This is a genomic window from Inquilinus limosus (assembly GCF_051487185.1).
GTDB classification, from domain to species: Bacteria; Pseudomonadota; Alphaproteobacteria; order DSM-16000; family Inquilinaceae; genus Inquilinus; species Inquilinus limosus_F.
In genome coordinates this window covers 19495-38132 of sequence record NZ_JAHVDK010000018.1, presented here as the reverse complement: position 1 = coordinate 38132, position 18638 = coordinate 19495, and the positions used below count along the sequence as shown (strand labels likewise).

15 protein-coding genes are annotated in these 18638 nt (G+C 67.2%); 8 read left to right on the top strand and 7 right to left on the bottom strand.

What is annotated here, in order from left to right; translation table 11 throughout:
- The first annotated feature begins 203 nt into the window (after window positions 1–203).
- The 4 genes from KXR53_RS20505 to KXR53_RS20490 all read left to right on the top strand — a co-directional run bounded on the left by KXR53_RS20505 (window position 204) and on the right by KXR53_RS20490 (window position 6170).
- Window positions 204–2042, top strand: coding sequence for a glycoside hydrolase family 15 protein (locus tag KXR53_RS20505; RefSeq protein WP_437377119.1), 1839 nt, complete (start codon window positions 204–206; stop codon window positions 2040–2042).
- Window positions 2039–2542: a hypothetical protein gene (locus tag KXR53_RS20500; protein WP_437377118.1), complete on the top strand. Its 504-nt coding sequence runs from the start codon at window positions 2039–2041 to the stop codon at window positions 2540–2542. Before KXR53_RS20505 ends, KXR53_RS20500 begins: the two co-directional genes overlap by 4 nt.
- A gap of 654 nt (window positions 2543–3196) precedes the next feature.
- Window positions 3197–3709, top strand: a complete 513-nt coding sequence (locus KXR53_RS20495; RefSeq protein ID WP_437377117.1) for a hypothetical protein — start codon at window positions 3197–3199, stop codon at window positions 3707–3709.
- A 448-nt stretch (window positions 3710–4157) separates the two neighbouring features.
- Complete coding sequence (locus KXR53_RS20490) at window positions 4158–6170, top strand: adenylate/guanylate cyclase domain-containing protein (protein ID WP_437377116.1); 2013 nt, start codon at window positions 4158–4160, stop codon at window positions 6168–6170.
- A gap of 158 nt (window positions 6171–6328) precedes the next feature.
- Here the strand turns inward: KXR53_RS20490 and KXR53_RS20485 are convergent, their stop codons facing one another.
- Window positions 6329–6700 (bottom strand): winged helix-turn-helix transcriptional regulator, encoded by a 372-nt coding sequence (locus tag KXR53_RS20485; protein ID WP_437377115.1) that lies wholly within the window; start codon window positions 6698–6700, stop codon window positions 6329–6331.
- A 165-nt stretch (window positions 6701–6865) separates the two neighbouring features.
- Between KXR53_RS20485 and KXR53_RS20480 the strand changes: the two genes are divergently transcribed.
- Both KXR53_RS20480 and KXR53_RS20475 read left to right on the top strand, forming a co-directional pair.
- Window positions 6866–7750 carry an alpha/beta fold hydrolase gene (locus tag KXR53_RS20480; protein WP_437377114.1) on the top strand — a complete coding sequence of 295 codons (885 nt, stop codon included), beginning with the start codon at window positions 6866–6868 and terminating at the stop codon, window positions 7748–7750.
- A gap of 164 nt (window positions 7751–7914) precedes the next feature.
- Window positions 7915–8607 (top strand): HAD hydrolase-like protein, encoded by a 693-nt coding sequence (locus KXR53_RS20475; protein WP_437377113.1) that lies wholly within the window; start codon window positions 7915–7917, stop codon window positions 8605–8607.
- 185 nt (window positions 8608–8792) lie between these two features.
- Here KXR53_RS20475 and KXR53_RS20470 read toward each other — a convergent pair whose 3' ends face one another.
- Window positions 8793–9905, bottom strand: coding sequence for an ABC transporter substrate-binding protein (locus KXR53_RS20470; protein WP_437377112.1), 1113 nt, complete (start codon window positions 9903–9905; stop codon window positions 8793–8795).
- A gap of 386 nt (window positions 9906–10291) precedes the next feature.
- On the opposite strand from KXR53_RS20470, the gene KXR53_RS20465 reads away from it, so the two are divergent.
- A complete protein-coding gene (locus tag KXR53_RS20465) occupies window positions 10292–11995 on the top strand; it encodes a tetratricopeptide repeat protein (RefSeq protein WP_437377111.1) in 1704 nt (567 codons plus the stop codon).
- Window positions 11996–12258: 263 nt separating this feature from the next.
- Here KXR53_RS20465 and KXR53_RS20460 read toward each other — a convergent pair whose 3' ends face one another.
- Window positions 12259–12960, bottom strand: a complete 702-nt coding sequence (locus tag KXR53_RS20460; RefSeq protein WP_437377110.1) for a response regulator transcription factor — start codon at window positions 12958–12960, stop codon at window positions 12259–12261.
- 132 nt (window positions 12961–13092) lie between these two features.
- On the opposite strand from KXR53_RS20460, the gene KXR53_RS20455 reads away from it, so the two are divergent.
- Window positions 13093–13665 carry a TetR/AcrR family transcriptional regulator C-terminal ligand-binding domain-containing protein gene (locus tag KXR53_RS20455; protein ID WP_437377109.1) on the top strand — a complete coding sequence of 191 codons (573 nt, stop codon included), beginning with the start codon at window positions 13093–13095 and terminating at the stop codon, window positions 13663–13665.
- 994 nt (window positions 13666–14659) lie between these two features.
- On the opposite strand, the gene KXR53_RS20450 is transcribed toward KXR53_RS20455, so the two are convergent.
- Genes KXR53_RS20450 through KXR53_RS20435 form a run of 4 tightly spaced genes read right to left on the bottom strand, consistent with a single transcriptional unit; the run spans window position 14660 to window position 18489 of the window.
- Window positions 14660–15124, bottom strand: coding sequence for a response regulator (locus KXR53_RS20450; protein ID WP_437377108.1), 465 nt, complete (start codon window positions 15122–15124; stop codon window positions 14660–14662).
- 13 nt (window positions 15125–15137) lie between these two features.
- Entirely contained in the window at window positions 15138–16709 is a 1572-nt protein-coding gene (locus tag KXR53_RS20445; protein ID WP_437377107.1) for a sensor histidine kinase, read from the bottom strand.
- Complete coding sequence (locus KXR53_RS20440; protein ID WP_437377106.1) at window positions 16706–17365, bottom strand: response regulator; 660 nt, start codon at window positions 17363–17365, stop codon at window positions 16706–16708. The genes KXR53_RS20445 and KXR53_RS20440 overlap by 4 nt, the downstream gene beginning before the upstream one ends.
- A complete protein-coding gene (locus tag KXR53_RS20435) occupies window positions 17362–18489 on the bottom strand; it encodes a sensor histidine kinase (protein WP_437377105.1) in 1128 nt (375 codons plus the stop codon). Before KXR53_RS20435 ends, KXR53_RS20440 begins: the two co-directional genes overlap by 4 nt.
- Window positions 18490–18638 lie beyond the last annotated feature (149 nt).

Genomic DNA, 18638 nt, shown 5'->3' with positions numbered 1-18638 from the left:
TGCGACGACGGTGCCGCTGTCACAGCGTGCGTGGCGGGGGCATTCGACTTCGACGCGTCTAAACGCGCCTCGTCGCAGCCTGGCGGGGACAGGTTTCCAGGCGAGGGACATCGGCCTGAGGCGCATTCCGTCGGCCATACCTCCGTGGAAACCCGACCAGCCGGAGGACCGAACAATTGCCACGTGATGGCATTGGGTGACTGATGGCGAAGGCGCAGTTCCCCTCCAATGGCTATCGGCAACCCGACGCGTGCGTCGGCGACCATGCCGTCACCGGCGATTGCCGGACGGCCGCGCTGGTCTCCCGGTGGGGCAGCGTGGACTGGCTGTGCCTGCCGCACTTCTCCGCTCCGACCATATTCGCCGCCCTCCTCGACGAAGCGAGGGGAGGCCGCTTCGCCATCCGCCCCTTGGGCCTCGTCGAGGTGCGCCGCCGGTACGTGGGAGACACTGCCGTGGTGGAAACCACGTTCCGGACGGTATCCGGCACCGCCCGGCTGACCGACATGCTGACGGTGCTTGGCGAGCATGCCGACCGCCTCGAACCCCAGCAGGAGCTGCTTCGGCTGGTGGAGGTCACCTGCGGCGAGGTGGACCTGGAGGTCGTGTATGAGCCCCGGCCCGATTTCGGCCGGACCCGTCCGCGCCTGTCCCGTCGTGGCGCCCTGGGCTGGGCGCTGGAGCATGGGAGCGGGCTGGTGCTCCTCCATACCGATGCGGAGTTGGGGCTGTCCGCCGACAAGGCCACCCTCACCGGCCGGCTGCGCTTGGCGGCAGGGCAGCGGCGCGCTTTTTCTCTGACCTTCGTGGAGCGCGACGTCGGCGTGGTGCTGACGCTCGGCGCGGAGGCAGAGCGGCGCAAGGCTGAAACGCTGGTCTGGTGGGAGGGGTGGAGCGGCCGCTGCCGCCGGTTCGGCCCTCACCACGCCGCCGTGCTTCGCAGTGCCATCACGCTCAAGCTGCTCACCTACAGCCTGTCGGGGGCGGTAGTAGCCGCGCCGACGACCTCGCTGCCCGAGACCATGGGCGGCGTACGCAACTGGGATTACCGCTTCTGCTGGCTGCGCGACGCCTCGCTGACCATGGAAGCCTTCCTCGAACTGGGCTACCGCGCCGAGGCCGAAGCCTTCCTGGAATGGCTGCTGCATGCCACCCGCCTGACCTGGCCGGAGCTGCAGGTCCTCTACGACATCTTCGGTGAAGCCAGCATCCCCGAGGAGGTGCTCGACCATCTGGACGGCTACGGTGGATCGCGGCCGGTGCGGATCGGCAACGGTGCTTGGAACCAGTTGCAGCTGGACGCCTACGGCGCGGTCATCATGGCTGCCGCCGCCTATGTCCTCCACGGCGGCACGCTGGACGAGGGCGAAAAACGCATGCTGGTCGGGTTGGGGAGATGCGTCTGCCGGCTGTGGCGGAAGCCCGATCAGGGCATCTGGGAGATGCGCGGGCCTCCCCGCCACCATACCCATTCCAAGATCGTATGCTGGGCGGCGCTCGACTGCCTGCTGTTCCTCGACGGCCAGGGTGCCCTCTCGGTGCCGCGGGAAGATTTCGCCCGCGAACGCGAGGCCGTTCGCAGATGGGTTGATGAATCGGCCTATGTCCCCGGCCTGGGATACGTGGCCGAGCCGCGCACGCGGCGTCCCGATGCCTCGCTGCTGATCCTGCCCCATTACAGTTACGTGGAGGACGACGATCCGCGCTTTGCCGAGACCTTCGCCTTTATCGAACGCGAGCTGGGACAGGGCGGCCTGCTGCTGCGCTACCCGCCCGGTACCGACGGGATAGAGGGAGAGGACAGTCCCTTCGGCATCTGCTCGTTCTGGGCGGTCGAGGCGCTAGCCCGCATGGGCCGGCTGGACGAGGCGGAGCGCCGCTTCGCGCGGCTGCTTGCCATGGCCAACGACCTCGGCCTCTATGCCGAGGAGATCGACAAGGACGGCCGGGCGGTCGGCAACTTTCCCCAGGCCTTCACCCATGTCGGCCTGATCCAGGCGGCCCTGGCCATCGAGAACGCGCGAAAGGGCGGAGCACGATGAGGGCGTTCCTGCTCATGCTGACCGAGATCGAAACCGTGCTGGTGTGGGGACTGGTGGGGACGGTGGCGCTGACCACCATCATGTATGGCAGCCAGGGCGCCGGGCTTTCTCGGCTTTCGCTGCCATTCCTGGTTGGCGCCTGGCTGTCCCCCGACCGCCGCCGCGCGGTGGTCTTCGGCTTCCTTGTCTACATGCTCGGCGGCTGGGGCTTCGCCCTGCTCTATTGCTGGCTGTTCACCCTGATTGGGATGTCGAGCTGGTGGCTTGGGGTGCTGGCGGGGGCTTTGCACGCGCTGTTCTTGCTGACGGTGGCGCTTCCCGTCCTGCCGCATCTGCACCCGCGCATGGCCTCGGAATACGACGGTCCTACCGCCGAGCGACGGCTGGAACCACCTGGGTTCCTTGCCCTCAACTACGGCCGCCGCACCCCCCTGACCACCCTGGTGGCGCACGTCGTCTATGGCGCCGTTATCGGAGCCGGCTACACACCGCCGAGCTGAGCGCTGGGTCAGGCATGCCGGCCCGCGATCAGCGAACTCCACGCGACCGCCGTAGCGCGCGTGGAGCGGCTTCAGGATACGTCATGGAGGGTGTGTAACCTTGTTGGCCGTCCGAGCGAAGGCCGAGATACGCACCGCGTAGCCCGTGGAGGGCACCATGAACTGGATCGCGGCATTCGCTCTCGCGGCCAGCCCTGCCACAAGAGCCGCCATCGCGGCGGTTCCGCAATGCGTCGGAAGACCGTGGTCATCACGGGAGCGTCGGCGGGAGCGGCCGGGCCACCAAGCTGTTCGCCAGCACGGGCTGGGCGGTTGCCCCGATCGCCCGCAACCCGGCACGCCTGCACCATGCCCGGGACGAGCTGACGGCCAAGGGCGGGTTCGAACCCGGCTACCTGTTCTTGCCGGTGCCGACGGCCGCGCATGGTGGTTCGACCGTCGGGCTCGCGCCGACGCTGCGCTGATCGAGCCCTCACGGCTGCGCCAGGGCATCGCCTGGGTGGCCGGCCTCATGACGAGGATCGCCATGGCCAGGGTCCTCGTGCGCTCACCCCGGAGCTTGCCATCTCCAACTGGGTACGATCCCACCCAGACGGCGAAGAGGTTTCGGCAGGGCAACCTCCGTTACGGCGGCGAGCGAAGTGGGATCAAAGGATGGAGGAAACCATGCGAGAATCGAATATCGCCACCGGACAGCGATTTCAGTTGAACTGGCAAGCCGCCATCGCGGCCGGAATCATCGCCGGGATCGTCTTCCTGGTCGTGGAGATGGGACTTGTTGCCCTCACGGGCGGGGAAATCTGGGGCCCGCCGCGCATGATGGCTGCCATCGCCATGGGGGAGGGAGCGTTGCCGCCGCCGGCGACGTTCTCCTTTGGCATCGTCATGGTGGCGATGATCGTGCATTTCGTGCTGTCGATCGTCTATGGATTCATCCTCGGCCTGATCATCGGGGCGCGGTCCATGTCCACGGGAATCGCGGCACTGGTCGGCCTGGCCTTCGGCCTCGCCCTCTACCTGATCAATTTCTACGGCTTCGCCGCGGTGGCCTTCCCCTGGTTCGCCATGGCACGCAATTGGATGAGCATCCTCGCCCATCTGGTCTTCGGCGGGGTGCTCGGCTGGTCCTACAAGGCCATTGCCGAGCGGACTCGCCGACCGGCCTGAAGCCGGCGAATCCCAGAGCGCGCCGGCATGACCGCGGCCGGGGACCGCAGAGGCGTGCCGATCGAGCAGGGTCGTTTTCCGGGGAGCGGTGTAGCTGCGGCGGGATGTCCAGCGGGCAGAAGCCTGCTAGAAGTGCGCCGTCACCGTAATTCCAAAAGGGATCAACAACATCTTGACGCCAAACGCCTTCCCGACGGTCAGAGCTGGCCCCAAGGGTAGGGATCGGGCCGGTCAGGTGAATGTCCGATGTCGGGTCGTGGTGCCAGCGGCAGCTTTTTGACGCGCTCCAGCCAGGCCCACCGGCTGCTCCGGCCGGAGCTGACGCTCTCTTCTTCCTCACTTCTGGACGAACTGAGCCGCGCCGTCACGGCATGGCACTTCGCTGGTCAGTTCAGCCCTCGCGCCGTAAAATGCCGGGGTCGAAGGCGCTCGCTGGAGGGCGCGCGATATGGCCGGGGCGCATCTGGATCGGCGGCTGCTCGCGATTCTGGCGGCCGACGTCGTCGGCTACTCGCACCTCATGGAGGCAGACGAGGAAGGCACGATCGCGCGTCTGCGCCAGATCCGCACCGATTTGGCCGAGCCTCTGATCGCCGAATACAAAGGCCGTCTCGTCAAGCTCATGGGCGATGGCGCCCTCGTCGCTTTCGAGAGCGTGGTCGACGCGGTCGTCTGCGCGATCGAGATCCAGAAGGCGGTGGCGCAGCACGAGGCGGAGATCCCCGGCGACCGCCGGATCGTGTTCCGGATCGGCGTCAATCTCGGCGACGTGGCGCTGATCGAGGACGATGTCTATGGCGATGGCGTGAATGTCGCCGCACGCCTCGAACAGAGCTGCGAACCCGGGGGCGTGCTGGTCTCCGGCACCGCCTTTGATCATCTCTGGGGCAAGCTCGACCTGCCGCTCGAGCCGATCGGCGAGTTGAAGGTCAAGAACATCGAGCGGCCGGTCCGCGCGTATCGGGTGCGGCTTGCGGGCGCGCGGCCGGAGACGCCGCGGCCTCGGCGCTGGCGCCGCTTCTCTGTTCCCGCGGTCGCAGCCCTGCTGGCGCCGCTCAAGGCCATCCGGTCCAGCGCGTTGGGCCGCACGCCGTCGCCTGAAGCCGACCGCGGAAGAAGGGGAGCAGCCGATAACGCCCCTGCTTCGCCGGTCGCGGGTGTGGCCAGCAATCGGCGTCCTGCGCCCGATAGGCCGGCGGTCGCGGTCTTGCCGTTCGAGACTATCGGCGAGGACGCGTCGATAGCCCGGCTTGCGGTCGGGGTGACAGATGACGTCATCACCGATCTTGCGCGGTTTCGCGGTCTCGACGTCATCGCCCGCAATTCGGCCGCCGTCTACAAGGACCGGACCATCGACAGGCGGAGGATCGGACGAGACCTGGACGTCCAGTACATCGTCGAGGGCAGCATCCAACGACACTCGGAACAGATCCGGGTCAGGGCCCAACTTGTCGATGTCTCGACGGGCGGGATTCTCTGGTCCGAGCGCTGGGACCGGCTCGCAGAGGACGTCTTCGCGATCCAGAGCGAGCTCGCGACGCAGATCGCGGCGACTCTCGGCGGGATGGGCGGCTCGGCCGCGATCACCGCGGAGGAGATGCGCAAGGCGAAGCGCCGGCCGCCGGCGAATCTGACGGCCTATGACCAATACCTTCTCGCCAATGAAGGGCGGACGCTGTTCACCGGAGAGTCAGTGGCGCGCGGCCTCGAGGCTGCGACGAAAGCCATCGCGCTTGACCCCAATCTGAGCCGCGCCTATGTCGCCCGCGCCTGGTTGAACTACATCGCCACCCATTACGGCGCAGAGTTCGAGACGGCGATGCAGGCGATGGAAGCCGACGCCCGGCATGCGCTGTCGCTTGACCCTAATGATGCCGAAGCGCGGGTGGTATTGGCGCACTACCTGACCGCCCGCGGCCGCTTTCAGGAAAGCGAGGCGCAGATCCGGGCCGCCCTGCAGGCCAATCCCGCCAACGCACAGGTCCTCGTGGTCGCCGCCGCGATGCAGGCGTGCAACGGTAAGCCGGAGGAAGCTGCCGAACTGGCGGACCGGGTGATGCGGCTCGACCCCTGGATGACCGCCGAGAATCTGAATGCGATCAAGGACGCCTATTTCTTCGCTGGCCGGTTCGAGGACGTCATCGCCGTGGTCTCGCGCATCCCTGTCGACGCGCGCGGCAGGGGCGCCCGCCTCCTCCTGACCCTCAGCTATGCGCTGCTCGGCCGCACCTCGGAAGCTGCCAAGGCCCGCGCCGACCTGCTTGACCATTATCCCACGATGTCCGCCGAGCTTCTCTTGAACCTGGACTGGGCCTTCGCTCGGCGCGAGGAAGAGGAGCTGTTCCTGGAGGGTTTTCGCGCAGCGGGTCTGCCCATATGCGCAGCCGATGCCGACCTCGCCGGGATTCCGACCGCCAGGCGACTGCCGGAATGTGCGAAGATGGGGCCGGCAATTGGATGATCGGCCAGGGCTGCTGGGCACAATTGGGCTTTGATCGAGTCGACGCGGCCGTCGGGCGGGGTCCGCTCTCGAGATGCCGGTGCGATGTCCGGAACTGACACCCTTCGGCCGGGACTAGGACTGCTGCGACCAACTGAGAGCCACAGGGCCCGGCGGCGTCACCGATCTGCCCGTTCATCATAGGCCTGTTGCGCCTGTTCGATCTCGTGCAAATGCTTGATCGCCCAATCATACACTGCTCCGAACGGGACTTGCAGTGTGCGCCCAAGTTCTGTGATTGAGTATTCGACCGCGACTGGCGAGGTGGCCAGCACCTCGCGAGCAATCAGCCCATTCCGCTCTAGACGTCGTAAGGCTTGCGTCAACGCCTTGTGCGTGACGCCTTCCAATCTCCGCCTGATCTCATTGAAGCGCGTCGGCTTTTCGGCGAGCAGGGTGAGGATCATCACCGACCATTTATTGGCGACCTGATCGAAGAAGGAGCGTGCGGCGCAGTCCGCAAAGAACACCGCATCAACCTGGCACGTCATCCCGATATCCTTCCGTATACCTGCGCACCTGGAGGTGCGTAATTGACCGTAGATAGCCAACGTATATCGTCAGCGCCAAGCCAATCGCTCTGAGCTCGGGATCTGGATCATCCGAACCAATGCAGGGAACGGATCGGCGGGCTCAAGCACCACGCAGGATGAAGCATGGAAACAAGGCGGCACGATTTGTCCCGGCGCGGCATGCTGGCGCTCGCCGGCGCGGCGGGGGGTGCGATCGCCCAGGGGCATGGCGGGGCTTCCGCGGCGACGAGACCGACGGCGAAGCTCTTCGCGACGGAAGCAGGCACGGGCAAGAACGTGATGTTTCTGCACGGCTGGACTTGCGACTCCCATGATTGGAGCTGGCAGCTGCCGCTGTTTGAGAGCAAGTACCGTGTCGTCGCTGCCGACCTGCGGGGGCATGGCAGATCCGAGGTCATGCCGTCAGGTGCCTACGCGCCCGCCGACTATGTTGCCGATATCGAGGCGTTGATCTCGACCAGATACCCCGGCCAAAAGTTCATCATCGTCGGGCATTCAATGGGTGGGCAGATCGCCGCCCGTCTCGCCGCCAAGCGGCCGGACCTGGTCGATGCCGTCGTGTCCGTCGACGGCGCGATCGGCTTTTCCGGCGACGCAGCGCAACTCTTCGCGAAGACTGCCCATGATCTGAACGTCGGCGATCCCGGCGTCGTGGTCCCGGCCCTGTTCCAGCTCGTCTACGACGCCGCGACCGATCCGGCATGCGAGCGCTGGCACGCGAGACGCCTCCAGGGGATGCCGGTGCACGTCGTGCGCGAGTCCTTCGGCCCGCTCTTCTTCGGGGCCGACCAGGTGGGCCTCGGAGAGGCCAGCGCCATATTCTGCGAAAGCTTGATGGTGCCCTTCTACCACCTGTGTCGTGATCCGGCGCAAGCAGACCGCATGCGGCCGTGGTTCTCGCACCCGAAGTCGAAAGTCGACGTATGGTCCAACGCAGGTCACTGGATCATGCAGGACCGCAAGGACGACGTGAACGCCGCGGTGACTGCCTGGATCGACGCGCTCTAGACGACCGCCTTTGGCGCCCCTGAGATCTCCCATGCCCGATCTTGACGTCCTGTTTAGCTCCGTCCGCTTCTGGGAAGCCGTGGCAATGACCGGTGTTGGCTCTCTCCAGTTAGGCGCTCGCGACAGCGAAGGGTGGTGAGCGGCTGTAGCCAGCCGGGCAAGTCATGTTACGCTCCGCTATGTCCTCTTACACTTCCTCAGTTTTTCTAGACCTCGATGGCACCCTGATCGACTCGCAGCCTGGCATCCTAATGAGCTGCCGGGCTGCACTTCGTGCCCTGGGGCATGTGTCGGAACCATCGCTGGATTTATCCGCAATCATTGGCCCGCCGATTGACGACGTCATGCGGTTGCTGCTGCAGCCCTTTGGTGATGATCGAGTTGTTGAAGCGGTGGCAGCCTATCGGGTGGATTATGGCCAGAATGGCTTGTACAACAGTCTTCCCTACTCCGGCATCGCTCAAGCATTGGCCGAGATTCGGCATTCAGGCGCACGGCTGTATCTCGCGACTTCCAAGCGTACGAAGTTTGCTCTGCGTATCCTTGAGCATCTCAATCTTGCTCCCCTTTTCGACGGCATCTACGGCTCCGAAGATGGCGGTGCTCTAGACCACAAGCCGGAACTTATCTCCCATATCATTGAGCAACATGCACTAGCGCCGAGCCACTGCGTCATGGTGGGTGACCGTCGATATGATGTCATTGGAGCTCACGCGAACAAGATGCGCGCGCTTGGTGTACTTTGGGGATACGGCACTCGCGATGAGTTGGAGTCCGCGGGGGCGGATGATCTTGTCGCAGAACCGGCGGGCCTTCCGGGGGCCGTCTTGGCGATGGCCACGTCTGGTATGAAGTGATCGCCTCGGGTCGAAGCCGGCCAGGTCCGCTTCGAGAAGCTGGCTGCAATGGCCGGCTTCGGGGCACCGTCGCCGGTATGGGCTGGCCGGGAAGGGCCCGATCCGGCCGGTCCGGCTGACGTCCGGTTTCGGGCCGCTGGCATCAGCATCATAGCCCTCGTCCGCAGTCGGACCTCCGCGCTCTCTCAGCTGGCGTGGAGGATTCGAAAGCGATCGGGTTCCGCCGGATCTCGATCAACGACTTGGATTGGCGGCCAAGCCCATTGCCAAACGCTGATGCCCGGCGTGCGGGAGAACCGGATCTGCCCGCGGGTGCCTTCAACTGCAACGCGCGGCCAGGATTCGGCAGTGCGCGCCCGGTCCACGCCGTGAGAACGCAGCACATCGGCGAGGACGGCGACCGTGTCGTAGCCCTCGAAGGCTACGAAGGAGGGCGCTTTGGCCAGCCGCTCACGAAGGGCCGTCTCGACTCGTGCACCGAGTGGGCTGAGGCGCTCGGGCAGGTAGCGCAAGAACGGGATTGCGGTGCTGTCGTCGCCCAGCAACGTCGCCCATTCGGCGAATTCCGATTGGCCGGCCGGAGCACCAATCATGATCCCGGCGAGGCGCTGGTCGTGGCGGACGGACTTGACGATCGACACTGCCGGCTCCGGGTGGCCGACCAGAAGAAGGAGGGCTGTCGCGCGACTGTCGACGAGTTCGTCGCACACCGCCGTGGGGGCGAGCGAGCGCATGTCGAGTTCGATGACGGTGCCGCCGCGTGGAACGAGGTAGTCCCGCAGAATGCGGGCTCCAGATGCCCAGTAGACACTCGACTCGGCTGCTACGGCGATCCGACTGTGGCCCGAGCTGAGGAGGAAGTCTGCGTAGATCTGCCAGCCGTAGGACTGCGCCGAGGCAAGGCGCGCGACCCATTTCGTTGGCTGTTCGGTGAGCGCGTCGAGAACCGCTGACGAGCAGAGGAACGGCAGGCCGAGGGCGTCGGCCCTGGCAGCGGCGGCGCGGGCGACGACGCTGTGATACTCCCCCGCCAAGGCAGCCACACCCAGGCGAGCCAATTCATCTACGGCCGCCGCGGCCCTCTGTGGATCAGCCGCGGTGTCTCGGACCACCAGCTCGAGTGGTCTCCCGACGATCCCGCCGGCGTCATTGATTTCGCAAACGGCTAGCTCGAGTCCAGCGAGCAAGTGTTGGCCTGCCTCGACCCAGCCAGGCCGAGTTAGCGGAACCAGAGCGCCGATCCGAACGGCTGATTCATCAGTCCGCTCTGCTCCGGATGGCGATGGTGGCGCATTCATGCGTTGCGTCTCCCGGGTGACGAGTCGGTTGCAGTATGCCCGCAAAGTGAACGTCAGTGGTGCCGAGAGTAGCCGAGCCGAGAATGGCCAGCTTCGGCGCCCCCTGGCCATCGGCCAGGCCTCGCGCCGCCGATCGAGCCGTACCTTTATCGAGCCAGGCTGGCCGGGCAGGACCGGATCCTACAGGCCCAGGCGATGTCCGGTGTCGGGGCGCTGACCCGGTGACCGCTTGTGGCGCCCTCCCGCCGGTCCAGGATGACCGACACGGGCGGAAGCGGGACACCACGGTCATCACAATCAGCGGCAAGAGACCAAAGCGGAAGCTGGCTTTGTAGACTCGTCAGAGGCACTGCAATAGAATTTCGAAGCTGCGCTTCGGAAGGCGATTGGGCCATGGCCGAACAACGCGCCATCGCCGTCTTGCCGCCATTCTTGCTGCCGATGTTGTCGGGTATAGCCGGTTGATGGGCGTCGATGAGCAGGGCACGCTCGCGGCACTCAAAACCAGACGCAGGGATATTCTACAGCCGCTGCTTGCCAAACATTTTGGCCGCATCGTCAAGGTAATGGGCGATGGAGTGCTGGCAGAATTTGCCAGTGTTGTGAATGCCGTCAGCTGCGCAATCGAGCTTCAGAGGGTTATGGGCGCCGCAAATGTGGATCTGCCGGAGGATCGGCGGATCGTATTGCGTGTGGGGATCAACCTGGGCGATGTAATCGTTGAGGGTGGCGATCTCTACGGTGACGGCGTCAACGTTGCCGCCCGGCTGCAAGTCCTGGCCGAGCCTGGCGGCATCTGCGTAGCCGCCAAGGTGCGCGACGAGGTCGGCGGCAAGGTCGATATTGAATTTGAGGATCTCGGCGAACGGCGGCTCAAGAACATGGCGACGCCGGTCCGTGTCTACATGATCCGACCTGCGCCGCCACAGCGCGCCGCGGACTCGCCGATGCTTGCGGCGCCCGACAAGCCATCGATCGCGGTGCTGCCATTCGAGACCGCGGGCCCTGATCAGGAATGGTTTTCCGACGGTATTGCCGAAGACATCACGACAGCTCTGACGAAGAGCCGGAGGCTCCTGGTCGTCTCAAAGAACTACAGTTTCGCCTTCAGGGGGCGCAGGACCCGAGGAAACGAGATCGCCCGCGAACTCCGCGTCCGGTACCTTCTGGAAGGTAATGTGCGCCTGTCTGGCCAACGCGTCCGAGTCTCCACGCGCTTGCTCGAGGGGGAGAGCGGAGAATTGCTTTGGGCGGAGCGGTTCGACCGGGAACTCGAGAACATCTTCGCAATCCAGGACGAGATCACCGAAGCTGTCGTCAAACACCTGGAACTCGAGCTGCTGCCGGAGGAGAAGCAGGCCATTCAGCAAGCTCGTACGGCCAACGTCGAGGCCTATCACTTCGAGCTGCGGGGCCGGCAACTGGCCCTCGCATTGACAAAATTAAACCTCGCCCTAGCCCGACGCATGTTCGGCAAGGCGGCGGAACTCGATCCTGGCTATGCGCGTGCCTATGCCGGCATGGTGATCTGCGATTGTTGCCTGCGCGATTGGCACGGCGAGGCTATCTCGTCGGATGCGATCCTAGCCATCGCGGACAAGGCGCTGAATCTCGACCCCAGCCTTCCGGAAGCGCATACCGCGCAGGGCTTTGCACTGTTCTGCAATGAAAAATACGATGAGGCCGACCTCTCATATCGGCAGGCTCTCTCCATCGATCCCAATTCCTACGAGGCCAATTTCTTCTTTGCCTCCACCATGGTGCGTTTTCTGAACGACCGGGAGAGGATGGTCTCGTTGTTTAAGCTGGCCTCCCGGCTGAGACCGGACGACTATGTTTCGCCGATGATGATCGCCAGCTTTGTCGGCAAGGGCGATCCGGAAAGAGCGGAATGGGCAAGGGTCTGTCTCGAACGGGCGGAACGCGCGACCAACCTCCACCCCGGGGATGCCTCACCACTGCATCGCGGCGCCCTTGCGCTTGCCTATCTCGGCGAGAGGGAGAAGGCGCATTCCTGGCTGGCCCGTTCCCTGGCGATTGTCCCGGATGAGTTCATTGCGCAGGTCAATGCGGCGAGCATCCACGCTTAGTTCGGTGAAGTAGAAGAAGCGCTGCGCTACCGAAATGGCCGCCCGGAAGGTCTCGCAGAACACGATAGACCTGCTTCGACGCGATGCCGACTTCGACGCAATTCGCGATCATCCGCGCTTTTCTCTGGTTCTCCGCCCGCGGAATTCGTGACGCAATCTGGAAGCCGGCGTTCAAGGCGAATGTCTGGCCAGCCCAGACATGCGGCTGGTCCGATTTCGCGCGATGCACGGTCGCTTTGTAACTATCGTGTGGATTGGGTCGGCTATTCTTCACGAACATCGAGAGGGAGGATCTCCCACGCCCGGATGAGCTCGCCGACCGACGTTGCGTGCATCTTCCTCATCACGTTGCTGCGGTGCAGCTTGACGGTGACCTCGCTGATGCCGAGGTCGTAGGCGATCTGCTTGTTGAAGCGTCCCAGCGCCACGGCCCGCAGCACCTGGCGCTCGCGCCGGGTCAGGGTCTTGTAGTGGTCGACATGCTGCCGGGCGATGCGGGCCTTGGCCCGCTGCGCGACGTCGCGTTCGATGCCGGCCGAGACGGCGTCCAGCAGGGTCTGGTCGCGGACCGGCTTGGTGAGGAAATCGATGGCGCCGGCCTTCATCGCCTGGACCGTCATCGGAATGTCGCCGTGACCGGTGAGGAAGACGATCGGCTTGTTCTTGCCGGTGGATGCGAGCTGCTGCTGCAGATCGAGGCCGCTCGTCCCGGGCAGGCGTACGTCGAGAACCAGGCATCCGGAGCGATCCGGCAGCTTGCAGTCCAGCAGCTCGCGCGCCGATGCGAAGCCGGCCGCATCGAGCCCCGCCGACAGCATGAGCTCCTGAAGCGCGGAGCGGATCCTCTCATCGTCATCGACGATCAGGACCAGCGGACGATCCGCGTCGGCAGCGGGCATGCTCATGGGAACCCCTCCGATCGATGGGCTGGCGAAGCCCGAACCCCGATGGTGCCGGAGCGCCACGATCGGGAGCCGCAGTGCCTGGATGGTCTCCAGATACGCAACGCTACGTATCGTTGTCAAGCATTGATCCGTACTGTAGTACTGGGCGGCGGCGTAAGGGCCGTGCGCCGGAAGCGCGAGGGAGGATGGCGGTTGCCGATTGAGAGCGGGAAGGGGCGTGGAGGGCGCGCGCGAAGCAGCGCCGCGACCGCCGCTGTTCGGGCAGCGGCGCTCAGGCTGGCGCGCGAACTGGGCCCGGAGCGGGTCACCATCGAGGGGATTGCAAGCACCGCGGGTGTGGCGAAGACGACGATCTATCGTCGCTGGCCCAACGCCGCCGCGGTCATCATGGACGCCTACCTTGGCGACATCTATCCCCTGATCGCCTATCGTCCGGGCGCAACGCTGCGCGAGACCTTCCGAAATGCGCTCGGCGACCTCGCGCGCGCCCTCAACCCGGCCCGCCGCGACCTGCTGCGCCATCTTGTCGGCGCCGCCCAGTCCGACCCTGATCTCGCGCGCGCCTTCTGGGAGAACTGGATCAGCCCGCGCCGTGAAGAGGGACACCGGGCGATCCAAGCCGCGGGCGTCTCGAGGGAGGACGGCGACGTCCTGCTCGATCTGCTGTTCGGCGCCTTCTATTACAGGATGCTGATCCCATACGCCGACATCGACGACTCCTGGATCGACGCGGTGGTTCAGAAAGTCTGTCCCGAGGCGCCTTGATCCGAAACGGCCGAGCCGATCGATGGTCTCGACCGCGCCGGATTGTCTGACGGGTGACCGGACCACGAGCGCCGACCGCGCGGTCCGGTCTTGCGTCGATCAACCAGCGTCCGCTTTGCGGCGGGCGCGGTCTGGACGGGTCGCATGTGATGGCCGAAGACCGGCTTTCCGTCCTTTGGAGATGGTCCGACACCTGCCGAGGTGCTCACCCTGCTATGGCAAACCGCGCACCCGGCGATAGGATCTCGCCACGCCTCCCGGAGAGACCCGCCTGCGTTGCGAAAGGCCCGCGCATGTAACGCGAGGAGACGCTGCGCGCGGCCGAAGACCGCCGGGACTGGCGGCAGGACGAGAAGGACGACCGGCGCCACGCTGTCGCCCAGCGCGTCTCCCGCGCCATCGCCAGGGCCCAGCCCTAGGCGCAGGAGCGGCTGACCACCGAGCTCTGGACCCGCCTCACCGAGGACGAGCGCATCGACACCGACCTCGCCGACACCGCCCTGCCGCTCGAGACCCTGATCCTGTGCCTGGGCCGCGATATCGGCCTGTCCCGCCGCGCCCTCGCCGCCGACCTCGACTCGGACGGGGCGACAGGCGCGCCGCAGCAGGGGCGCCCGCCGCCGGACCGGCAGCGTTACCTCTACTGCCGACCTTCCGAGGACGCCGAGCCCTACTGGCTCGACACCAAGACCCTGAAGCGGTTCGACCACCCGCCCTGGGAGGAGCCGCTGGACAGCAGCTGAACGCCGCTGCGGCATGAACGCGTCGGTTGGGTTCGCCTTCGGGCGAACCCAACACCCCCGCCGCGCCCGTGTTGGGTTCGCGTGCCGCGAACCCAACCTGCAAAATCTGCGCGAGCGCAGCCTTCCATTCTCCCCCTCCCCTTGCGGGAGGCGGCAGGGGGGAAGGGTCTGCGCGCGTTCGCGCGGCGGGCGTCCTTCATCGGGCTCTGCACCGCTGCGCCCGGGACGATCAACCCGTCGGCTCGGCCGTGTCACCCGAGCAGCGGCCGCTCGGTTTCCGGCCGCGGCAGGCCGTGCCGGGCCAGCTCGAGCGTCAGGATCCTTGTCTCGAGCAGGTTGAAGATCCGCAGCACCACCTCGACCGCATCGAAGGGCTTGGTCAGGAAGTCCTTGGCCCCGAGCGAGAGTGCGCGACGCCGCGCGGCCAGCGTGACATCCGCGGTCAGCACCAGGATCGGCAGATAGGTCTGGGCCGGGATCAGGCGGGAGAAGGTCTCGAGCAGGGCGTAGCCGTCGAGCTCCGGCATCATCAGGTCCAGCAGCACCAGGTCGACCGGATGCTCCTGGAACAGCGGCAGGGCCTGGCGCGGATCGGTGGTGGCCAGCAGCCGGGTGAAGCCCTCGCGCTTCAACAGCCGCTCCAGCAGCACGACATTGGCCGGCTCGTCGTCGACGATCAGGATCGTCGACTGGCGCATCAGGTCGGTCGTCGGCATGGGTCCCTCGTCATCAGCCCTGAACGTCGTCCGCCGTCGTCGGGTGGCGGAGGCTTGGCGGATCTTCCGCGTGCGGCAGGTCGAGATGAAAGGCCGAGCCGCCTTCCGGCAGGTTCTCATGGATCAGCGCCCCGCCCATCGCCTCGGCGAGCTGCCGCGACAGGGCGAGGCCGAGCCCCGAGCCCTCGGCCGCGGACCGGTCGGCGCCCAGCCGGTCGAAGGCCGCGAACAGGCGCTCGGCCCGCTCCGGCGGAATGCCGGGCCCGGTGTCGCGGATGGTGATGCGGACCAGCCCCGGACCGGCCGCCCGATGCTCCAGCACGACCCGCCCGCCGTCGCGGTTGTACTTGACCGCGTTGGACAGGAGGTTGAGCAGCACCTGCAGCAGCCGCCGCCGGTCCGCCAGGACCGGGAGGCCGGATTCGTCCGGCGCCGCGACCTCGATCGCGATCCCGCGCGGCTGCCCCAGCGGCGCGGCGAGCACGGCCGCTTCGGCCAGGATCTCCGCGGCCGGCAGCGGCTCGACCGCCAGGTCCATGCGCCCGGCCTCGATCCGGGCCAGGTCCAGCACCTCGCCGATCAGGCTCAGCAGGTGCCGCCCGGCGCGAAGGATCTGCGCCACGTTCTCGCGCGCCTCCTCGTCTTTCAGGTCTAGCTCCAGCAGCTGGGCGAAGCCGAGGATGGAATTCAACGGCGTGCGCAGCTCGTGGCTCATGCGCGACAGGAACTCGCTCTTGGCCCGGCTCGCCTGCAGCGCCTCCTCCCGGGCGGCGACCAGGTTGCGCTCGCTCTCGCGCAGCTCGGCCTCCCGTTGCCGCAGCAGGATGCTCGCCTCGTGCAGCGCCTGTTCGAGATGGCCGATCTCGTCCCCCGCCGGATCCGGCACTTCGATCTTCTCGCCCCGGGCCAGGCGGTGGGCCATGCCTTCCAGAACCTGGACGCGGCGGACGATGCCGGTCGAGAACAGGCCGACAGCGGCGATGGCGCCGCTGAGGCCCAGCAGCCCCGCCACGACCAGGAGCGCGCGGGAGAGCGCACGGATCCGCTCCGCCGCATCGGTGCGCGCGGCCAGCAGCCCGGCCTCCCGCCGCGACATCGTGTCGATCTCGGCCCGCAGCACGTCGAGATCCTTCTTGCTGTCGGTCAGCGCCACCGTCAGCGCCTGCGGGTTCGAGGGATCGGCGGCCGCGGCCCGCCGCAGCTCCGCCAGGCTGGCCAGCTTGGTCGCGACCATCGCCCGGATGCGCTGCAGCCGGTCCTTCTGCTCGGGGTCGACGAGGCGCCTCCCCATCCGCTCGATCACCACCGGCAGCCCGGCCTGCGCCCGGTCATAGGGCGTCAGGAAGGACTCCTGCCCGGTCAGCAGATAGCCGCGCACGCCGGTCGCGGCCTCGGCGATCTGGGCGTGGATCTCCTGGATGTCGGACTGGATCGCGAGCGTCAGCCGCACCTGGTCCTCGGCGACGGTGCTCTGCCGGTCGGCCAGGAAGACGAAGGCCAATGCGCCCAGCAGCAGCGCCAGCGGCACGGCGACAACGATGATGCCCTTGGTCTTCAGCGGCCAGTCGACGAAGCGCCCGGTCATGACGATGCGGCCGATCCCGGCAACAGGCCGCTGCGCGCGGCGAGGACCGCCGCCTGGGTCCGGTCGCCGACGCCGAGCTTGGCGATGATCCGCTCGACATGGATCTTCACCGTGCCCGGGGCGATCGAGAGGCTGCGCGCGATCTCCTTGTTGGTCAGGCCCTCGGCCACCTTGGCCAGCACCTCGCGCTCGCGCCCGGTCAGGCCATCGAGGGCGCCCACCGGCGGGGCGGGACGGGCCGAGACGCGGCGCAGCAGCCGGGCCACCAGATCGGCATTGAAGAAGGCGTCGCCCTCCAGCACCCGCCGCATCGTCGCCAGGATGTCGGTCCGGCTGGCGTCCTTCAGCAGATAGCCCGACGCGCCCGCCTCGATCGCGGCTTCGAGGTAGTCGAGACTGTCGTGCATGGTCAGGATCAGCACCCGGGTTTTCGGGGCCACGCGCCGGATCTCCCGGGTCGCGGCGAGGCCGTCCAGCTCCGGCATGCGGATGTCAAGGATGGCGAGGTCGGGCGCCTGTGCCCGGCAGGCGGCCACGGCCTCAGCCCCGTTCCTGGCCTCCGCGTCGATGCGGAAATCGGCCTCCCGCCCGATCATGGCGGCGAGGCCGGCCCGGGCCAGGTCGTGGTCGTCGGCGATCAGCACGGATGCGGTCATCGGCCATCCGCCCCGGCCGGCAGCGGAATGGCGGCGCGGATGGCCGTCCCCTTCCCCGCCGCGCCCTCCAGCTCGAGCCGGCCGCCGAGCACCGCCAGCCTCTCGCGCATCCCGGCGATGCCCAGGCGCTCGCCGGCGGCGTCCGGCACCCCGACGGCCGCGATGCCTCTGCCGTCGTCGACGACGTGGAGATGCGCGTGGCCGCCGTCCTCGAACAGCCGCAGCTCGATCCGGTCCGCCCCCGCATGCTTGACCACATTGGCGAGGGCTTCCTGTGCGACCCGGTACAGCACCAGGCAGACCATCGGCGGCCAGCGCTCCGCGGCCGGCGACAGCTCGGCGTCGACGGAGAGGCCGCCGAGCGTCTCCAGCCGTGCCCGCAGCGCCGCCGCGAGCCCGAGCCCGTCCAGCTCCGGCGGGCGGAGATCGGCGATGGCGGCGCGGATCTCGGCCACCGAGCGGCGCGCCAGCCCGGCGAGTTCCTCCAGCTCCTGCCGCAGCGCCGCATCGTCCGGCAAGCCCGCGGTCACCGCCTGCAGCCGGTAGCCGAGCGCCGCCAGAGTCTGGGCCGAGCCGTCGTGCAGGTCGTGCGCCACCCGGCGCCGCTCCTGCTCCTGCGCTTCGATCAGGCGGCGCACCAGCGCCGCGAGCTCGGCGCGCTTGTCGGCGAGGTCATCGAGCAGCCGCTGCCGCTCCGCCGCCTGGCGCTGCAGGCCGACGGCTGCGGCGATCCGGCGGACCGCGACATCCAGAGCATCGCGGTCTTCGGCCGCCAGCTCGCGCCGCCCCGGCAGCAGGCGCAGCGCGAGCCGGGCGGTCGCCCCGCCGTCGCGGGCACACAGATCGATGGTGCCGCCGGAGTCGCGATCGGACTGCCCGACCATCGACCGCCACGCCGGCAGCCCGTGCGACGCCTCGATCTCCAGCACGCCCGACCCGGCGCCGGCGAAGGCCGCGATCCGCGCCAGCACCGTCCCGGCCACCTCCTCGAACCGGCCGTGCTCCAGACCGGCATGGATATCGACGATGAAGCGCAGACGCGCCGCGCGCGCCTCGGCATCGCGGTAGAGGCGGCGCAGTTCGACCACGGAGGAAGCCTCGGCGGCTTCCGACGACAAGGGCATCGTTTCGCTCTCGCTCCGTTCCGGACGGATTCCGGCCTAGCATAGCCCGGCGACCAGCGTTGCGCCCTATGCCGTTCGGCAGATCCGCCCGGCAGACGCGCAGCCGGCCTCCTTCCCCCAAATCCAGGCCATGCGGCGCCGATGCGCCG